Source organism: Microbacterium sp. NPDC057659, from assembly GCF_042799915.1.
Classification (GTDB): Bacteria; Actinomycetota; Actinomycetes; order Actinomycetales; family Microbacteriaceae; genus Microbacterium.
The window spans coordinates 450,900-467,090 of the sequence record NZ_JBHVHU010000001.1; the positions used below are offsets into that span (position 1 = coordinate 450,900).

At 69.4% G+C, this 16,191-nt stretch carries 21 protein-coding genes; 10 read left to right on the plus strand and 11 right to left on the minus strand.

The window, feature by feature from the left end; genetic code table 11:
* Positions 1-17 precede the first annotated feature (17 nt).
* The 3 genes from ACFVAE_RS02195 to ACFVAE_RS02205 are packed head-to-tail and all read left to right on the plus strand — an operon-like array spanning position 18 to position 2,194.
* Complete coding sequence (locus tag ACFVAE_RS02195) at positions 18-773, plus strand: SGNH/GDSL hydrolase family protein (RefSeq protein WP_378887436.1); 756 nt, start codon at positions 18-20, stop codon at positions 771-773.
* On the plus strand, positions 770-1,447 hold the full coding sequence (locus ACFVAE_RS02200) for a YitT family protein (RefSeq protein ID WP_378887438.1): 678 nt from the start codon (positions 770-772) through the stop codon (positions 1,445-1,447). Before ACFVAE_RS02195 ends, ACFVAE_RS02200 begins: the two co-directional genes overlap by 4 nt.
* 18 nt (positions 1,448-1,465) lie before the next feature.
* Positions 1,466-2,194, plus strand: coding sequence for a formylglycine-generating enzyme family protein (locus ACFVAE_RS02205; protein ID WP_378890453.1), 729 nt, complete (start codon positions 1,466-1,468; stop codon positions 2,192-2,194).
* Positions 2,195-2,198: 4 nt separating this feature from the next.
* On the opposite strand, the gene ACFVAE_RS02210 is transcribed toward ACFVAE_RS02205, so the two are convergent.
* Genes ACFVAE_RS02210 through ACFVAE_RS02225 form a run of 4 tightly spaced genes read right to left on the minus strand, consistent with a single transcriptional unit; the run spans position 2,199 to position 5,706 of the window.
* On the minus strand, positions 2,199-2,615 hold the full coding sequence (locus ACFVAE_RS02210) for a GNAT family N-acetyltransferase (RefSeq protein ID WP_378887440.1): 417 nt from the start codon (positions 2,613-2,615) through the stop codon (positions 2,199-2,201).
* 37 nt (positions 2,616-2,652) lie between these two features.
* Complete coding sequence (locus ACFVAE_RS02215; RefSeq protein WP_378887442.1) at positions 2,653-3,825, minus strand: DUF4232 domain-containing protein; 1,173 nt, start codon at positions 3,823-3,825, stop codon at positions 2,653-2,655.
* Positions 3,822-5,144, minus strand: coding sequence for a nitrate/nitrite transporter (locus ACFVAE_RS02220; RefSeq protein WP_378887444.1), 1,323 nt, complete (start codon positions 5,142-5,144; stop codon positions 3,822-3,824). The genes ACFVAE_RS02215 and ACFVAE_RS02220 overlap by 4 nt, the downstream gene beginning before the upstream one ends.
* A 10-nt stretch (positions 5,145-5,154) precedes the next feature.
* Positions 5,155-5,706, minus strand: coding sequence for a GNAT family N-acetyltransferase (locus tag ACFVAE_RS02225; protein ID WP_378887446.1), 552 nt, complete (start codon positions 5,704-5,706; stop codon positions 5,155-5,157).
* Between the two features lie 42 nt (positions 5,707-5,748).
* On the opposite strand from ACFVAE_RS02225, the gene ACFVAE_RS02230 reads away from it, so the two are divergent.
* The 4 genes from ACFVAE_RS02230 to ACFVAE_RS02245 are packed head-to-tail and all read left to right on the plus strand — an operon-like array spanning position 5,749 to position 8,810.
* On the plus strand, positions 5,749-6,522 hold the full coding sequence (locus ACFVAE_RS02230; RefSeq protein ID WP_378887448.1) for a class I SAM-dependent methyltransferase: 774 nt from the start codon (positions 5,749-5,751) through the stop codon (positions 6,520-6,522).
* 31 nt (positions 6,523-6,553) lie between these two features.
* Positions 6,554-7,447 carry a serine hydrolase domain-containing protein gene (locus tag ACFVAE_RS02235; protein WP_378887449.1) on the plus strand — a complete coding sequence of 298 codons (894 nt, stop codon included), beginning with the start codon at positions 6,554-6,556 and terminating at the stop codon, positions 7,445-7,447.
* A complete protein-coding gene (locus ACFVAE_RS02240; RefSeq protein ID WP_378887451.1) occupies positions 7,444-8,298 on the plus strand; it encodes a GNAT family N-acetyltransferase in 855 nt (284 codons plus the stop codon). The genes ACFVAE_RS02235 and ACFVAE_RS02240 overlap by 4 nt, the downstream gene beginning before the upstream one ends.
* On the plus strand, positions 8,295-8,810 hold the full coding sequence (locus ACFVAE_RS02245) for a GNAT family N-acetyltransferase (RefSeq protein WP_378887453.1): 516 nt from the start codon (positions 8,295-8,297) through the stop codon (positions 8,808-8,810). The genes ACFVAE_RS02240 and ACFVAE_RS02245 overlap by 4 nt, the downstream gene beginning before the upstream one ends.
* 7 nt (positions 8,811-8,817) lie before the next feature.
* Here the strand turns inward: ACFVAE_RS02245 and ACFVAE_RS02250 are convergent, their stop codons facing one another.
* The 5 genes from ACFVAE_RS02250 to ACFVAE_RS02270 all read right to left on the minus strand — a co-directional run bounded on the left by ACFVAE_RS02250 (position 8,818) and on the right by ACFVAE_RS02270 (position 12,366).
* On the minus strand, positions 8,818-9,558 hold the full coding sequence (locus tag ACFVAE_RS02250) for an alpha/beta hydrolase (RefSeq protein WP_378887455.1): 741 nt from the start codon (positions 9,556-9,558) through the stop codon (positions 8,818-8,820).
* 159 nt (positions 9,559-9,717) lie between these two features.
* Positions 9,718-10,503 (minus strand): class I SAM-dependent methyltransferase, encoded by a 786-nt coding sequence (locus tag ACFVAE_RS02255; RefSeq protein ID WP_378887456.1) that lies wholly within the window; start codon positions 10,501-10,503, stop codon positions 9,718-9,720.
* 16 nt (positions 10,504-10,519) lie between these two features.
* Positions 10,520-11,032 carry an HIT family protein gene (locus ACFVAE_RS02260; protein WP_378887458.1) on the minus strand — a complete coding sequence of 171 codons (513 nt, stop codon included), beginning with the start codon at positions 11,030-11,032 and terminating at the stop codon, positions 10,520-10,522.
* A 9-nt stretch (positions 11,033-11,041) separates the two neighbouring features.
* On the minus strand, positions 11,042-11,695 hold the full coding sequence (locus ACFVAE_RS02265) for a class I SAM-dependent methyltransferase (RefSeq protein WP_378887460.1): 654 nt from the start codon (positions 11,693-11,695) through the stop codon (positions 11,042-11,044).
* 23 nt (positions 11,696-11,718) lie between these two features.
* On the minus strand, positions 11,719-12,366 hold the full coding sequence (locus tag ACFVAE_RS02270) for a LysE family translocator (RefSeq protein WP_378887462.1): 648 nt from the start codon (positions 12,364-12,366) through the stop codon (positions 11,719-11,721).
* A 63-nt stretch (positions 12,367-12,429) separates the two neighbouring features.
* Here ACFVAE_RS02270 and ACFVAE_RS02275 point away from each other — a divergent pair, with 63 nt between their 5' ends.
* The 3 genes from ACFVAE_RS02275 to ACFVAE_RS02285 all read left to right on the plus strand — a co-directional run bounded on the left by ACFVAE_RS02275 (position 12,430) and on the right by ACFVAE_RS02285 (position 14,969).
* Positions 12,430-12,768, plus strand: coding sequence for a VOC family protein (locus tag ACFVAE_RS02275; RefSeq protein WP_378887464.1), 339 nt, complete (start codon positions 12,430-12,432; stop codon positions 12,766-12,768).
* Between the two features lie 305 nt (positions 12,769-13,073).
* The gene (gene aspS / locus ACFVAE_RS02280) at positions 13,074-14,375 is read left to right on the plus strand and encodes an aspartate--tRNA(Asn) ligase (protein WP_378887466.1); all 1,302 of its coding nucleotides are present in this window, start codon (positions 13,074-13,076) and stop codon (positions 14,373-14,375) included.
* Positions 14,376-14,474: 99 nt separating this feature from the next.
* Positions 14,475-14,969, plus strand: coding sequence for a hypothetical protein (locus ACFVAE_RS02285; protein ID WP_378887468.1), 495 nt, complete (start codon positions 14,475-14,477; stop codon positions 14,967-14,969).
* Positions 14,970-15,002: 33 nt separating this feature from the next.
* Here ACFVAE_RS02285 and ACFVAE_RS02290 read toward each other — a convergent pair whose 3' ends face one another.
* Positions 15,003-15,458 (minus strand): NUDIX domain-containing protein, encoded by a 456-nt coding sequence (locus ACFVAE_RS02290; RefSeq protein ID WP_378887470.1) that lies wholly within the window; start codon positions 15,456-15,458, stop codon positions 15,003-15,005.
* 7 nt (positions 15,459-15,465) lie between these two features.
* Positions 15,466-16,074 (minus strand): GNAT family N-acetyltransferase, encoded by a 609-nt coding sequence (locus ACFVAE_RS02295; protein WP_378887472.1) that lies wholly within the window; start codon positions 16,072-16,074, stop codon positions 15,466-15,468.
* Positions 16,075-16,191 lie beyond the last annotated feature (117 nt).

Below are 16,191 nucleotides of genomic sequence, written 5' to 3' on the forward strand. Positions count from 1 at the left end.
CGCAATAGGCTGGATGGATGGCAGCAGTGCGTTTCGTGGCGATCGGTGACTCGTTCACCGAAGGTGTGGGCGATGAGCTCCCCGACGGTCGGGTTCGAGGCTGGGCCGACATCGCTGCGCAGGGCTGGGCCGACGCGTCGGGCGAGACGATCGAGTACGCGAATCTCGCCATCCGCGGCAAGCTCGCCTGGCCGATCGTGGAGCAGCAGCTCGAGCCGGCACTCGCACTGCGTCCCACGCATCTCTCGTTCAACGCCGGCGGCAACGACATGCTCCGCCCGAAGGCCGACATCGAGCACATCGCCGATTCGTTCAGCCGCGTGCTGCGCCGCTGTGACGAGCAGGGGGTGACGATGATCGTGCTCTCCGGAGCGAACCCCAGCGGGCAGCTGCCGCTCGGCAAGACGATCCAGGCCCGCGGCGACGAGCTGTCCGCGGCGGTCATGCGCAGGTTCGAGGATCGGCCCGACGTGCTCAGGGCGCTGAACTGGCCGGACGGCGAGCTGTCCACGCCGCCGTACTGGTCGGAGGATCGGCTGCACATGAACGCCGCCGGGCATCACCGGGTTGCAGCACGGGTGCTGCACGCGCTCGGCTACGAGCCGCCGGCACAGTGGTGGGCCGCTCCCGCTCACGGTACGGCAGGACCGACGGGCGTGCAGTACTACCGCGAGTTCGTCGGCCCCTGGATCAAGCGTCGTGTGACGCGGACGTCGTCCGGCGACGGGCGTGCGGCGAAGTACCCGACGTGGGTGGAACGGGCGCCACAGTGACGAGGAGCGCAAGAGGGCACCTGCCCAGGCGCATCCTGCAACTGGTCGGGGGTGTGCTCGTCGCGGGCATCGGGATCTCCTTCATGATTCGCGGCGGCATCGGTGCGGCGCCCTGGGACGTGCTCGCGCAGGGCATCGCGACGCGCGTGCCGCTGAGCTTCGGAACGGTCAGCGTGATCCTCTCGCTGCTGGTGCTCCTGGCGTGGATCCCGTTGCGCCAACGGCTCGGTGTCGGCACGATCGTCAACGCGCTGGGAGTGGGAATCGGCGCGGATGCCGGTTTCCTGTTCGTCCCCGACGTCGATGCGCTCTGGCTGCGAATCCTGTTCTTCGTGATGGGTCTCACGCTGTTCGCGGTGGGCTCGGGCCTGTACATCGGTGCCCGCTTCGGGCCGGGGCCGCGGGATGGTCTGATGACGGGGCTGCACTCCCGGTTCGGGTGGCCGCTGTGGCTGGCCCGCACGATCGTGGAGCTCTCCGCACTGGCGCTCGGATGGATCCTCGGTGGTGTGGTCGGCATCGGCACGGTCGCGTTCGCGCTGCTCATCGGGCCGATGGTCCAGTACTTCCTGCGCCTCTTCGCCGTACGCACGTCCTCGGGCGGGACCGCGGGCGATACGGTCCAGGGGCGGACCACGGGCCCTCGGACCGACGAGATCCCGATGGTCGGCTGAGCGGTGGACCTCTGGGAGATGCGCCGCCTCGACGGCGGCACGGTGACTCTGCACGACGCGCGGCGGAACGAGCGCCGGACGGTGCGACTCGAGCCGTTCGAGATCGGCGTCTTCGCCGTCACCCAGGAGCAGTTCGCGGAGGTGCTCGGCGTTCCCGCGACGCATCCGCGTCGCCCGGCATCCGATCTCAGCTGGCTGCGCGCGATCCGGTTCTGCAACGCGGCCTCGGAGTGGGAGGGGCTGGACGCCGCCTACTCGTTCGACGGCGAGGACGTCACCTGGCACGTCGACAGCGACGGATACCGGCTTCCCACCGAGGCGGAGTGGGAGTACGCCTGCCGCGCCGGGTCGACAGGCCCGCAGTACGGCCCGCTCCCGGTCATCGCGTGGACGGGGGCGGACGGGGTGCGCGCCCCGCAGGATGTCGGATTGCGGTTGCCCAACCTCAACGGGCTGTTCGACACGCTCGGCAACGTGTGGGAGTGGTGCTGGGATCTGCTGGACCCCGCCCGGTACGACGACTACCGGGTGTTCCGCGGTGGCGGATTCGACGACGATGCCTGGAGCGTTCGGGCATCCGTGCGCCGCGGCGGAGGGCCGCGGATGCACCACGACGACGTCGGCATGCGACTCGCGCGCGGCGGTTTCGATGCGGTGGATGCTGCGCAGGGCTGGTCCGCCCGCGTGGATGTGGAGCGCGGCGGCAGAGGGGGCGCACGACCGTTCGGCTGGACGCCGCGAGGCTGATGCCTCAGGCCACCGACCGGATCATGTAGCGGTTCGGATCCTCGGAAGGCGCGAAACCGTACTGCGCGTACAGTCCGTGTGCGTCGGCCGTGGCGAGCATGATGCGCTTGACGGTGGTCCGTTCGATGTCGGCGATGACCCCGTCGACGAGCATCTTGCCGACGCCGTTGCCGCGCTCGGCCGGGTCGACGAAAACATCGCAGAGCCACGCGAAGGTGACGGCATCCGTCACGACACGCGCGTAGGCGACTTGGCGGCCCTCGGGATCCAGGACGGCGTAGTTGCGGGAGCTGTCGATCGCGTCATCCTGCATCTCACGGGCCCGACCACGCGCCCAGTAGGACTGCTCGCTCAGCCACGTGTGCACGCGGTCGCGGTCGATGTCGGCGAGATCGGAGGAGAAGCGGTAGGCGGTGGTCACGCTTCATCCTAAGAGCCGGCGCATCCAGTGGGGCCCGTCACTGCCCGGGAGTGTCGATCAGGTGCCAGGCCGAGATCTCCAGCGCCGTGTCGGGCACGATGTCGAGCTGCACCGGCCAGGAGCCGCGGTCAAGCCCGGGCAGGATCGCGGCATACATCGTGCGGGCGACGAGAGCGCCGTTCGTCGAGTTCGCGTTCCAGCTCACCGACATCGACGCGTATCCCTTGGCGGGTATCTCGATCCGCGCGGGGCCCGGGTCGGAGGCCATGTAGGAGGAGCCCGGCTCGATCTTCACCGGCAGGTCGTGGCCGTTCTGGTCGGCGAAGGCGATGTCCGCGTATCCCTCGAGGACGCACGGGGTGTCGCTGGAGTTCATCAGCTGGACCTCCTGCACGCGGTGGCCGAGGCCGGCATCCGAAGCCCCGATCAGGAGCGTGGCGCGCTCGGCGGTGCACCAGTCGTCGTCCAGGACGGGGCTATTCACCCCGGGCGCGGCCGTCGGCGGCGGCGTGCCCGGCTTCTGCGGGTCGGGATACGCGCCGTCCGCGACCGAGAGTCCCTGTGCCTCGGCGCTCTTCTGAGCGACCTCCGAGCGCCACGCCGAGGTGCCCGCGACGCCGAGCACGGCGAACAGGATCAGTGCAGCGAGGAGCGCGGCGGCGGCCGTCGCGATGCCGGGACGCTCCGGCGCGCTGCCCCGCATCCACCGGGCGAGCGCCACCGCGGGGATCCAGCCCTGGACCACACCCCAGTACGCACCGCTGAGAGCTGCGTCGACACCGGCGCTGAGCAATGCGCGCCACCCGGACCTCGGCATGTCCGCGAGCACCGAGGTCGCATCGGTCGCCAGACCGAGGACGGTCCCTGCGATGATCACGGCGAACCAGATCGCCATACCGGGGCGTCGGCGTGCGCCGTCCAGGCGCAGCACGAAGAAGACCACGGTCACGATCACTGCCGCCGTGGTGAGGAGCGCCAGCACCGACCATGGCATCGGCCACGAGAATCGCGCGGAGCGCTGTGGCGCGACGGCCAGCAGGCTGAGCGCCCGGGAGACGTAGACGTTGGACGCCCCGATGACGTGCAGCCAGCCGCTCAGCATCCACAGCGCCGCCGCCAGCGCTCCAGCGCTGAGCGCGCCCCGCAGCCAGCGCGACGACGCATGCGCAGGAACGGCGTCCGCGCCGAGGCGCCCGTCTGTGATCGTCATCGTCGCGGACGCTCCGGGTCGAGTCCCATGCGGATGCGGGTGCGCTTGCGCTCGATGCTGATGAAGGTGATCCCGAGCGCCCAGAGCGGCAATTGCGTGGCGAACGCCCACCGGAACGCCTCCAGCGAGTACGTCGCCGGCGTACCGGCGCCCTGCAGGTCGAGGGTGAGGCCGATCAGGAAGATCGCGATGAGTGCGGCGAGGAAACCGCCGGAGTTGGTGAGTCCGGTCGCGGTGCTGAGCCGGTGCGCCGGGTTGTGCGTGCGGGCATGGTCGAACGCGATCATCGAGGCGGGGCCACCCGCGGCGAGCGCGACGACGAGCACGATCAGCAGCCACATCGGCGCGGGCCCCGACCACAGGATCACGGCGAGCCACGCGACGACCTGCACGAGGACGCTCGGGATCACGAGCGCGCGTGAGCGGCGCGTGGGGATGCGGCGGGACAGCTCACCGAGCAGGGGGCCGAGCGCCATCGCGACGACGACGTTGAGCGACAGCAGCGATGCGGCGGCGGCGTTGCTGAGCCCCTCGCCTGCGGTGAGGAACGGCATTCCCCAGAGCAGCAGGAACGCTGTCCCCGCGAACGGGGTGGTGAAGTGCGACCAGAACGCGAGGCGGGTGCCGGGGTGCGCCCATGCCGCGCGGATGCCCGTGCCCGTGTCGATCGCCGAGGTCACGACGCGGATCGCCCCGGTGTCGGTGTCCACCGAGACGTCGGCCTTCCGCTCCGGTGGGTGGTTGCGGATGATCGCCCAGACCAGGATCGCGAACAGCACTCCGAGGCCGGCGATGCTGCCGAAGGTGATCGACCACGACGTCGCGTGCAGCAGCGCCGCCAGCGGGATCAGCGCGAGCAGCTGTCCGCACTGGCCGACCAGTCCGGTCAGCTGCACCATGAGCGGCCCGCGCTGCGCGGGGAACCAGGTGGCGACCAGTCGCAGCACGGCGGGGAAGATCGCCGCGTCTCCGGCACCCAGGAGCATGCGGGCGATCAGGGCGACGCCGATGCTGGGAGAGACCGCCATGACGAACTGGCCTGCGGCCATCAGCAGCATCCCGACCGCCATGATCGGTCTGGACCCGTAGCGATCCAGCAGCACACCGATGGGGATCTGCATGCCGCCGTAGACGGCGAGCTGCACGACCGCGAACAGCGACAGCGTCGCGGCATCCGCGTTGAAGCGGTCAGCGGCGTCGACGCCCACGGCGCTCAGTGAGGCGCGGTTGGTGATGGCCAGCATGTACGCGGCGACGCCGACACCCCAGATCAACCAGGAACGCCAGCCGGGGGTGGAGACAGGGAGCGCGCGCGTCACGCGATCGACTCTAGTCCTGCAGGTCTGCGGGGATACGCGACCAGATGACCAGATCGACGCGTCCGTCATCGGTGAAGCCCGCGTTTCGGGCGGTGCCCTCTCGCCGGAAACCGGCCTTCTCCGCGGCGCGCAGCGATGCCGCATTCCCTGGTGCGATGCGCAGCTCGACGCGCTCGAAGCCGTGCTCGAGGATCAGCGCGCGGGAGAACGCCTCGACGGCCCTGGGCATCAGGCCCCGCCCGCGGAACGGAGCCGCCGTCCAGAACGACAGCTCGCAGGTCATCGCCCGCCAGTCCACGCGCTTCGCGTCGACGCTGCCGGCGAGCGCACCGTCGAACCGGATCGCGCGCACGATGCCGCCCCCGCTCTCGCGCATCTGCTCCGAGGTGACGGTGCACCACTGCTCGGCAGTCGCGAGCGGGTAGGGATCGGGCACGGGCAGCCAGCGACGCAGGGCGGCGTCCGTGAACGCCCCGACGAGCGCCGGTGCGTCGCGGAGGCTCAGCGCCTCGACTCGGATGCCGTCGTCCGTGGTCAGGGCGATGTCGGGGAAGGCGGGCACGGATTCAGTCTGCCGGATGCCGGGTCGGATACTCTCTGGGGAGTGAGCCTGTTCGCCTCGACCGCTGAGCACTACCGCCGTCACCGTTCGGGTGTACCCGGGGAAGTCGCCGAGATCCTGGCAACCGCGGCGCCACAGGGGTCGCCCCGTCGCCTGCTCGATGTCGGCACTGGTCCCGGTTTCGTGATCGACGCTCTGCTGCCGTGGTTCGACGAGGCGATCGGTGTCGATCTCGATGCTGATCTGCTCGCGGTCGCTCGCCAGGAGCTGCCCGGGGATCGCGTGCGCCTCGTGCAGGCGCCCGCGGAGTCCTTCGATCTTCCGGAGTCGTGGTCGGCCCACCTCGTGACGGTGTGCCGCGCGTTCCATTGGTTCGACCGTCCCGCGTTCCTTCGTCACGTCGCGGATCGGATGGCACCGGATGCCGTGCTGGCCGTGTTCGGCGACCAGAGCATCTGGGCGGGTGGTGAGGAGTGGAAGGACCGCACGCGAGAGGTCGTGCAGGAGATTCTAGGGGAGCGGCGTCGAGCCGGGGCCGGCACCTACGACCGGCCCGCAGGACGCTTCGAGGACGAGATCGCCGGGGCGGGGTTCCGCGCGGTCACCACGACGCGGGTGCCGGTGGTCCGGACCAGGACGGTCGACAGCGTGATCGGGCTGATGCACTCGATGTCGTTCGCGTCGCCTGCGGTGCTCGGGGATCTGGCGGAGGAGTTCGATCGCAGGCTGGGGGAGCGCCTGGCGCCCCTGACCGACGCGGACGGCCTGCTCGTCGATCACAACGAGTTCCACATCATCCTGGCCGCACGGCCGTGACGGTGTCGGTGCCGTCTGGCATGCTTCGACGATGAGCGCCGCAGCAGTCCTGGAACTGATCGTCCGACGGATCGACGACGCGCGCCTGGGCGCGTACGGCGTTCACGTGCTGGTCGGTGATGACGAGGCGCAGCACCGATGGCGCAGCGACGATCGGGTCAACATCTACTCGGACTCGAAGGGCGTCTGCGCGCTGGCGGTCGGCATGGCGATCGACGAAGGGGTGCTGACGCCGGGGACGCGCGTTCCGGAGCTGCTCCCCGACCTGGAGCTCGGCCCCGGTGTGGACCGGGTGACGATCCTCGACCTGCTCAGGATGACGAGCGGCATCGACTTCGAGTGGTTCGGCAGCCAGCCGGCACCGTGGCCCGACCTGGCTCAGGAGATCGCGCGGAGACCCGCGGAGCAGACCGGCTCGCGGTTCCAGTACAGCGACGCGAGCACCTACCTCGCGATGCGGATGCTCGGTGCCGCGGTCGGCGATGTGCGGGATTGGCTCATGCCACGGCTGTTCGATCCGCTCGAGATCCACAATCCGCAGTGGCACCGCTGCCCGAACGGCTGGATCATCGGGGGCACCGGCCTGGAGCTGCGCACGGAGGAGCTCGCCAGGATCGGCCGGCTGCTTCGCGACCGAGGGCGCTGGCGGGATCGCACCCTGGTAAGCCCTGCGTGGGTCGATCGGATGCACCGTGACTGGGTGCCGACGCCGCACTACAGCGACTACGGGATCGCCGTGTGGCAGGGACCGGGCGACTGCTGGCGCCTGGACGGTCTCTATGGACAGTACGTCGTCGTCGACGAAGCACGCGACGGTGTCGTGACGATCACCGCGCATGAGGAGACCCGCGATGCGCTGCTCGCCGAGATCGCGGCATCGGCCATGGCAGCCGCGGCACAGCCGTCGGGTACGCTCGCGACATGACGTGGGTGCAGGTCACAGCTCCGACGCGCCGAAGCGCGCTGATCGCCAGCGCGGTCGGGCGTGTGTTCGCAGCACGCGCCGCGGCCGAGCGCCGCGAGATCGACGTCCCCGAGATGGACAGCGGTGAGATCTGGCAGACGGATGACGGCGCCGTGACCGTCTGGGCGATGCCGCGCGCGGGGTCTGTCGTCCTCGCCGACGTCGACGGCACCGCCGTCTCCTGGCCGCAGCTCGACGCTCTCGCCGCAGTGGCGGGCTGGTCCGGAAGCTGGGAGTTCAGCTCGTTCGAGGGCGAACCCCGCATGGCTGCGCTCGCGACAGAGGCGGCTGCCCGCCGCGTCGCGACGAAGATGCGCGTCGACGTGGCAGGCGTGCCGGCCCCTGCCGGCATCCGCCTGGTGCCGATGACCGACGCGGACTTCGAGACCTATCGTGCAGTCGCCGATGAGGATTACGCGCAGGAGCGATTCGCATCGGGGTCGGAGTCGACGATCGAGGCGTCACGTCGCGTCGCCGCGGAGCAGATGGCCGAATATCTGCCCGACGGCCCGAGGACGGCCGGGCAGCGGCTCTGGACGGTCCGCGATGAGGCGGGTGAGGGGGCGGGCATCCTCTGGGTGGGCTTCGACGACCACGCAGGCTTCATCTACGACATCTCGCTGGACGAGGACCGGCGTGGGCAGGGGATGGGCACCCAGACGTTGCGGGCGGCGGCAGCCGAGACCGCGAGCGCAGGCCTCGCCGTGCTGGCGCTGAACGTCTTCGGGAGCAACGAGGGAGCGCGCCGGCTGTACGCGCGCGAGGGCTATCGCGAGACCGAGATCCTGTGGTCCGCCCCGATTGCCGGGTGACCGCGGTGTCGTCCCTGGACGAGCTCGAGACCGAGCGCCTCACACTGCGACGGCAATGTGAGGACGATGCCGGCGTGTTCCACCGGATGTGGACCGAACGCGATGAGCGCGTCCCTGCGCACCGGAGGATCGACGCCGACGGGCACCCGGATGTGCAGGACATCGCGGCGCACATCCGAGGCCAGGACACGTCGAGGCCGGGTCTGCTCACCGTCGTGCTGCGCGAGAGACGCGAGGTCATCGGCTACTGCGGCATCGTCTGGGACGGAGACCAGCCCGAGCTGGCCTTCGAGCTTCTGCGCGCCGCGCACAACCGCGGGTACGCGACCGAGGCTGGTCGCGCCGTGCTCGACTGGGCGCGTGCCGCAGGGTACTCGCAGCTCGGAGCATCCGTCTGGGACTGGAACCTCGCCTCTCGTCGTGCGCTCGAGAAGCTCGGCTTCCACGAGACGGGCGTCGTGACGAAGGAGAGCGTTCACGGACGGTCGCTGATGACCGTCCGTGAACTCTGACTCGGAGTCAGCCGCGCAGGTGCCGCGCGTAGAACGCGGCCGCGTGCGGCCCGGCGGATGCCGGAACCCCGGTGTGCCCGCCCATGTTGGCCAGCAGCGCCTTCTCCTCTGAGCCGAAGGCGTCGAAGAGATCCAGCGCCATCTGACGGTCGTTGCCCTCGTCATCCCACTGCAGCAGGACGTGCAGCGGGATCGTGACACCGCGGGCCTCGGCCATGATCGAGCGGGGCACGTAGCTGCCGGCGAACAGCCCGGCCGCGACGATCCGCGGTTCGACGACGGCGAGGCGGACGCCGATCGAGATGACGCCGCCGGAGTAGGCCACCGGCTCGCGGAACTCCGGCTCCGCGAGCAGCACCTCGAGCAGCGCCTGCAGTTCGGGGACGCCCTGATCGACGAGGGGCAGGATGAGCCGATCGACGATGTCGTCGGTGACCGGCTCTCCCGCAGCGAGTGCCTGCCGCAGGTCGGCGCGTGCCTGATCGACGGTCGGGATGCCGGGACGTTCCCCGGTGCCCGGCAGCTCGATGGTGGCGCATGCGAACCCCTGCACTGCCGATGCCTGGGCGCGGCCGCGCAGGCGCGGCCGCATGCGAGCGATGCCGCCGGGATGCCCGAGCAGGATGAGGGGAACCGGCTCATCGGCGGAGGCGACCGGGGGAGTCCAGAGGATGCCGGGGATGTCGCCCAGCAGGAAGTCGCGTTCGAGGACGTCGTCCTCGAGGAGGTTCTCTGAGGTGAAGTTCATGATCGTGCCTTTCGGGAGCTGAGATGGTGCTCCCGGACGACCTATCGCCCGACCGTGACCCCGGAGGGGAGCACCCATGTCGTCGTGTTCACGGATACCACCTCCTCGCTCTGTCGCACGGCTGCAAAAGACTAGCAGCACGCAGGCCCAGGTGGCAGATCACGGCAGCGCGCGGACGAGCACCAGCGACCCTTCGAAGACGGGCTGGGAGCGCAGCGCGCCGTGACGGCGGTCCCAGGCCCCCGAGGCGATCGCCGTCCGAAGCGCGCTGGTGTACTCCTCGTCCTGAGCGGGGGAGAGGAAGCTCCACGCCGAGCATGCGGCGCGGGCGGCGGGTTCGAGTAGAGCCTCGGGGCGGCCGTAGTAGGCCTCGTTGAATCCGTCCGTGCAGTCCCAGGGGATCGGCACCGGTTGCACGGAGACGTCACCGCCCAGCCCGTCCCGCAGCCGGTCCATCGCCGGGTATCGCCGTCGCTCGGTTTCGATCACTCCTGGCGCGTACTCGCCCAGCCACGACCGGTCGAGCAGATCGGGATCACAGGTCAAGACGACGACGGGGCCACGCGTCACCCGGCGGACCTCGGCGAGCCCCGCCTCGAGATCGCCCCACTGATGCACCGAGAACGTCGTCATGGCCGCGTCGAACGAGTCGTCCGGGAAGGGCAGCTGCTCCGCGACGGCGTCGATCGCGGCGCTCAGGTGCGATGGGCGCTGACTGCGCATGGTCGCGGAGGGTTCGACGGCCGTCACTTCGAGGTCGACAGGTTCGTAGTTGCCGGCGCCGGCCCCGATGTTGAGAATCGTGCGAGCGTCCCCGAGCGCCGTGCGGATCGCCTGTGCGATCCGTGGGTCAGGACGCCGGTACGCGTCGTATCCGTTGCCCAGAAGACCGTAGTCCGCGTCACCGGCGCTGCCGTCCCGCGTGCGTGTCCGATCGTCTGTCATGTTCCGATCCTCCCGTTCAGTCGAAAGTCGCCGGCATGCCGAGTTGCTCTCGGAGCCGCTGGGCGAAGGGGGCCCGTTCCTCAGAGGAAACCCATCGGGCCTCCTCCTGACGCTGGTAGAGGCGGTCATCCGTGTGACGCGGGAACACGTGCACGTGCAGATGCCATACGTCCTGGCCGCCGGCCGGCTCGTTGTGCTGCCGGATCGACGTGCCTTCGCATCCGTAGGACGAGCGGATCCCAACGGCGATCTGCTGCGTCAGTTCCCAGACGGCCTGTCCGTCGGCAGGGGAGAGGTCGTAGAGGTTCTCCACGTGAGCCCGGGGGATGACGAGGACGGCACCCGGGTTGCCCGGCCACCACTTCGGAGCGATGCGTGCGAACGCGCGCTCCGTGACGGCGATGATGTCGGACGGCAGGTTGCGATCGTTGAACAGTCCCCGCTGGATGCCGCAGAACGGGCACGTGTAGTCCATGGGCTCATGCGTGGTCGGGGGCACGTGGACTGCTCTCGTAGTTCGCTGGGGCACCGGGCCAGGCTAGCGGGGTGCGATCCAGTGCGCCGTGTAGCGCCAGAACAGCCGTCGGCGCATCCGCGCACCGGGCAGTTCTTCGACGAGGACTGCGCGGACCTCATCGAAGGTCTCGTCGGGCTCAGCGGTGGGCGCGCGCATGGCGGCCGGGGGAGCAGAGGCCAGACGCGGGTGTCGGACGAAGCCGATGATCGGATTGAGCACCAGCGAGGCGACGGAGCGAGGCAGATCGGCGCGCGTCTCGGCGGCGACGCCCACGATCACGACTCGGCCGCCCGGGCGCAGCGCCCGCTTCGCCTGCCGCAGGGTCGCTCGCAGCGGCATGTGGTGCAGGGACGCCACGAAGACGATCAGGTCGTATGCCGCATCCGGCTCGTCGCCGAACCTGCGCTCCTCGACGCGCACGAGGTCGGATGCTGCGAAGCGGGCTTTCGCCGTCGCTGCGGTGCCGGGGTCCGGTTCGAGCCCGATGACCTGGGGGAGCACCTCGGACAGTCGGACGACGAGGTTCCCCGTGCCGCATCCGACATCCAGTGCCGTTCGCCCGCCCGCGCGGCCGACCGCCCGGGCGTGTCGCAGGACGTACCGTGCGAAGGCGTCGTTGTGCGACCACGGATGCGCGGCGTTGAATCTGCCGACGGCGGCCAGGAGACGTCGCATGAGGTGAGAGACCGACGGCCGGGTCAGCGGGAGCCGCCCTCGAGCGCCAGACCGACTCCGAAGCCGATGATCGCGGTGCCGGCGACCCCGTCGATCGTCCGGGCCACGCGCCGCCGCTGAAGCCACTGCGTGAACCGCCTTGCCACGAGGACGAGCAGGGTCAGCCATACTGTGCCGAGCAGCACGTGCACGCCTGCGAGAGCGAGGCCCCACGACACATGCGGTGCGCTCTCAGGGATGAACTGGGGGAGGAGGGCGACGTAGAACGCCCCCATCTTGGGGTTCAGCACGTTGGTGAGCGCCCCCTGTGACCACCCGCGGATGAACGAGTCGTCGACGGCCGCGGGTGCCGCATCGGTCGCGATATCCCCGGAACCGCGGAACGCGGACCACAGCATTCGACCGCCCACCCACACCAGATACGCGGCCCCGACGAGTCGGACAGTCTCGTACACCTGTGCGGAGGCCAGCAGCAGTGCGCTGACCCCGACCGCCGCCAGGAGCCCCCACAGCAGCGTTCCCGCCTGGATCCCTGCGATGACGCCGAAGGCCCGTCGTGGGCCGGTCACAGCGGCGCTGCGCAGCACGAGGGCCGTGTCGAGACCAGGCGTCACGGTGAGCACCGCGACGACGAGGGAGAACGAGAACAACACGGCGACGGAAGGCAGCACAGACTGAGCCTAGTCGTGGCGTCGGCCGCCGCTGCCGTCGCCTCATCGCGCTACATTGACGGGATGACCGCCTTCGTGAAGTCAGTCACCTTCTACTGTGAAGAGCCGCTCGTCGTCGCAGCATTCTGGGCGGCGGCCCTGGGCTCCGATGTCGACGAGGACAGCACACCGGAGCGAGCATGGGTCGAGCCCGCAGGATGGGGAGGACCGAGTCTCTGGTCCCGCCGCGTCTCATCTCCGAAGACGGCGAAGAACCGACAGCATTTCGACCTCAGAGCGATCGGTGATCTCACCGACGAAGTCGAGCGTCTCCGACGGCTCGGCGCCACTCAGGTGCGCGTGTACGAGGATCACGTCGCCATGGCCGATCCCGAAGGGAACGAGTTCTGCGTCGAGGCCTGACCCGACGGTGCGGTGAGATCCTCCGGTGAGTGGTGCGGTGGCAGAGCGGCTCGGGGAGCGCTTCTCTCGCTCATTCTGACATAATGTGCATTATCGGACTTTCCGTGTTACTCAACCCTCGGCCCGTCCATTAGTCTGATTCCCAGTCACGGTGAGGACTGACAACCCTCAGCTCCGCAGGAGCAGCCGGGCTCGCGCGTCCGGCGTTCACCGACGAGAGGCCGACGGTACGTCGGCGAAGGTGTGGTGGCACCGCGATCTGGCCCCCGCCCGCACCTCCAGGGCTTCCGCATCCTGGAGGAATCATGAAACCACCCGTACCATCTCGGACTCTCGCTGCAGAGCTCACCCGCGCCGAGCCCGGCTCAGAGGTCCGGCTGCAGGGCCACGTGCACCGCAGACGCGAACTCGCCACCGTGAGCTTCCTGGTCATCCGTGACCGCTCAGGTCTCGCGCAGGTCGTCGTGCGCCCCGATGAGATCGCCGCGGCTGGTCTTCCGCCTGAGGAGACCGTCGTCGACATCGTCGGCATCGCCACCGCGAACGCGCATGCTCCCGGTGGAATCGAGGTCACCGCTCCGGTGGTGACACTGCTCACCGAGCCCGCTGCGACGCCACCGGTCGAACTGTGGCGTCCGGCTCTCACCGCCGGGCTGCCTACGCTGCTGGACAACGCCGCCGTGACCTGGCGTCACCCGGCTCAGCGCGCCAGATGGGAGATCGCCGCAGCGAGCCTGCAGGGTTTCCGCGCCACGCTCGACGCGGCTGGCTTCACCGAGATCCAGACGCCCAAGCTCGTGGCATCCGCCACTGAATCGGGCGCCAACGTCTTCCCCGTCGACTACTTCGGACGCCCGGCATTCCTCGCGCAGAGCCCGCAGTTCTACAAGCAGCAGCTCGTCGGCGTCTTCGAGCGCGTCTACGAGGTCGGACCGGTGTTCCGCGCCGAGCCGCACGACACGGTCCGGCACCTGTCCGAGTACGTCTCTCTCGACGTCGAGTTCGGCTTCATCCGCGACCATCACGACGTGCTCGCGATGCTCCGCACGGTCCTGGCGGGGATGTCGGACGCGATCCGCGTGCAGGCGTCGGACGCGGTCGAACTGCTGCAGGTCCGCCTTCCCTCGATCCCCGAGGAGATCCCGACGATCCACTTCTCCGAGGCGTTGAGGCGGGTCGGTGCTCCTGAAGACGAGCCAGACCTCGCCCCGGAGCACGAGCGGCTCCTGGGTGACTGGGCACTGCAGGAGTTCGGCAGCGACGTGCTCGCTGTCGAGGGATATCCGATGCGCAAGCGTCCGTTCTATACGCATCCGCAGTCCGACGACACCCGGTGGAGCAACAGCTTCGACCTCATCTTCCGCGGGCTCGAGCTCGTGACCGGTGGCCAGCGCCTGCACCGGTACGGCGACTACATCGCGGCACTCGCGGCACGGGGCGAATCGCCGGCGGCGTATGAGGAGTACCTGCAGGCGTTCGCGCACGGCATGCCTCCGCACGGCGGCTTCGCCATCGGGCTGGAGCGTTGGGTCGGACGACTGCTCGAGGCGCCGAACATCCGAGAGGTGACGCTCTTCCCGCGCGACGTGCACCGCCTGACGCCGTGAGATCGCTCTGGGCTGGGGACCGGCCTGGTCCTCAGTCCAGAGGACGCGCCACTCCCCTGTCCGGCGCTGAGGATCCTCGTCAGTCGCCATAATGAGACGGTGACCTCCGCCCTGACGCGTGTCCTTCTTGCAACCGCCTTCGTGAGCGCGCTCGCGGCGCTACCCGCCTGCTCCGCCTCGTCGGGTGATGCTCCGGCCCCGCACTCGTCGGACGCGGCGTCCACGCCATCGGCGCCGGCGTCCGCCGACGACCAGTCGCCGGAGCTCGCCTTCCGCACCTGGCTCGCGGCCAGTCGCGAACCGGATGCTGCCGTCGCCTGCAGCTACCTGACGGATGCCCTGGTCGACCGGATGCTCGCAGAGATGAAGGCGTCCGGCCTGCCGGCCGCCGACTGCGCGGAGATGATCGAGAGCACCGCGGCGATGTACAAGGCGACGGGGCAGTCCGCGGACGTCGAGATCGACACGGTGTCGGCGACAGCCGACACCGCGGAGCTGAGCGTCACCTACGTCAGCGGGTCCTGCGGCAGCGTCGTCATGGAACGCGCATCCGCGCAGTGGGTCATGAACGAGTACTCCGAAGAGGACTGCTGAGCAGGACGTGATGCCGGCTCTCGGCTCGGCCCTTCACACGCCCGCGCCGACACCGTGGATCCACTCGTTCGCTGCGGCCGGATAGAGCGGAACAGCGAGCTCGGTGTCGTCGAGTGGCCGCCATACGACCGGGACCACCGATCCGTCGGACTCCGTCAGCGTCCCGCCCTCGGGGCCCGGCGCGGGGTCCAGCGTCCCCCGGTACAGCGCGACGACCTCATGCCCGAGCTCGCCGTTGAGGCGGAAGATGTTCTCGACCATGCCCAGGAATGTGAGGTCGACGATGCGAGCGCCGAGCTCCTCATCCACCTCGCGGATGACCGCTTCGCGATGTGTCTCCCCCAGCTCCACACTGCCGCCGATCAGCCGGTGGAATCCCTCAGCGTTCTCGTCGGTCTTTCCGTTGACGCTCACGAGATGTTTCGTGCCGTCGGCGTTCGGGGCGACGAGCATGGCCTTCACACGGATGTAGGAGCGATCGATCGGCATGCTCCCATCATTCCGCGTTCGCGGCGTTCTGTTGATCCAGGCCGATGAACGCACGGAACTCCGCAACTCCGTGGACGGTGATCGGCTCCCCGCGCACGAAGTCGTCCGGATCCAGTACCAGGCGCTGATTGATCGCGGCCTCGCCACGGCGACTGAGACGCTGCCGACCGTCCGCTCGATAGCCCACCTTCCGGCTCACCGCGAGGGATGCCGGGTTGTCGGCGAACGCTGCCGAGGTGATCTCCTCAGCATCCAGATGATCGAAGGCGAACGCGCAGATCGCCTGCCGCATCCGCGTGCCGATGCCGCGGCCGTGGTGCGCGAGACCGAGCCAGGAGCCGGTCTCGCCCGTCCGCGTCACCAGATAGTCGTGCGTCGTGAACCCCTGTGTGCCGACGATCTCGCCGTCATACTCGACGGCGAGATCGAGCGCCCAGGCATCCGTCGACCACCTCGTCCGGGTCCCCCAGTGATACTGCACGAAGTTCGTCGGCAGCGTGTCCGCCGACGCGTCAGTCCACGGGTAGGAGAACGGCATCCGATCCGGATCGTGGACGCCTGCGGCGGCCACGTCGATCAGAGTCGGCAGCACCTCGTCGGTGATCGGCAGGAGCACGAGGGGGCCAGCCTCAATTCGCAGCCCGAATGGCGGGAACGCGCTTCTCAGATCCATGCGGACCACTCTGCCGCATCCGTTCCGGCTATTGCGCGCGGTACTCGGCGAGCAGGGTTG

What these genes read in the sequence shown, in the direction of transcription:
- ACFVAE_RS02250 (WP_378887455.1), bottom strand. Translation starts at nt 9,558, where the DNA reads ATGAACTTCACCTCAGAGAACCTCCTCGAGGACGACGTCCTCGAACGC.
- aspS (WP_378887466.1), top strand. Translation starts at nt 13,074, where the DNA reads ATGAAACCACCCGTACCATCTCGGACTCTCGCTGCAGAGCTCACCCGC.
- ACFVAE_RS02215 (WP_378887442.1), bottom strand. Translation starts at nt 3,825, where the DNA reads ATGACGATCACAGACGGGCGCCTCGGCGCGGACGCCGTTCCTGCGCAT.
- ACFVAE_RS02240 (WP_378887451.1), top strand. Translation starts at nt 7,444, where the DNA reads ATGACGTGGGTGCAGGTCACAGCTCCGACGCGCCGAAGCGCGCTGATC.
- ACFVAE_RS02255 (WP_378887456.1), bottom strand. Translation starts at nt 10,503, where the DNA reads ATGACAGACGATCGGACACGCACGCGGGACGGCAGCGCCGGTGACGCG.
- ACFVAE_RS02265 (WP_378887460.1), bottom strand. Translation starts at nt 11,695, where the DNA reads ATGCGACGTCTCCTGGCCGCCGTCGGCAGATTCAACGCCGCGCATCCG.
- ACFVAE_RS02195 (WP_378887436.1), top strand. Translation starts at nt 18, where the DNA reads ATGGCAGCAGTGCGTTTCGTGGCGATCGGTGACTCGTTCACCGAAGGT.
- ACFVAE_RS02235 (WP_378887449.1), top strand. Translation starts at nt 6,554, where the DNA reads ATGAGCGCCGCAGCAGTCCTGGAACTGATCGTCCGACGGATCGACGAC.
- ACFVAE_RS02275 (WP_378887464.1), top strand. Translation starts at nt 12,430, where the DNA reads ATGACCGCCTTCGTGAAGTCAGTCACCTTCTACTGTGAAGAGCCGCTC.
- ACFVAE_RS02205 (WP_378890453.1), top strand. Translation starts at nt 1,466, where the DNA reads ATGCGCCGCCTCGACGGCGGCACGGTGACTCTGCACGACGCGCGGCGG.
- ACFVAE_RS02290 (WP_378887470.1), bottom strand. Translation starts at nt 15,458, where the DNA reads ATGCCGATCGATCGCTCCTACATCCGTGTGAAGGCCATGCTCGTCGCC.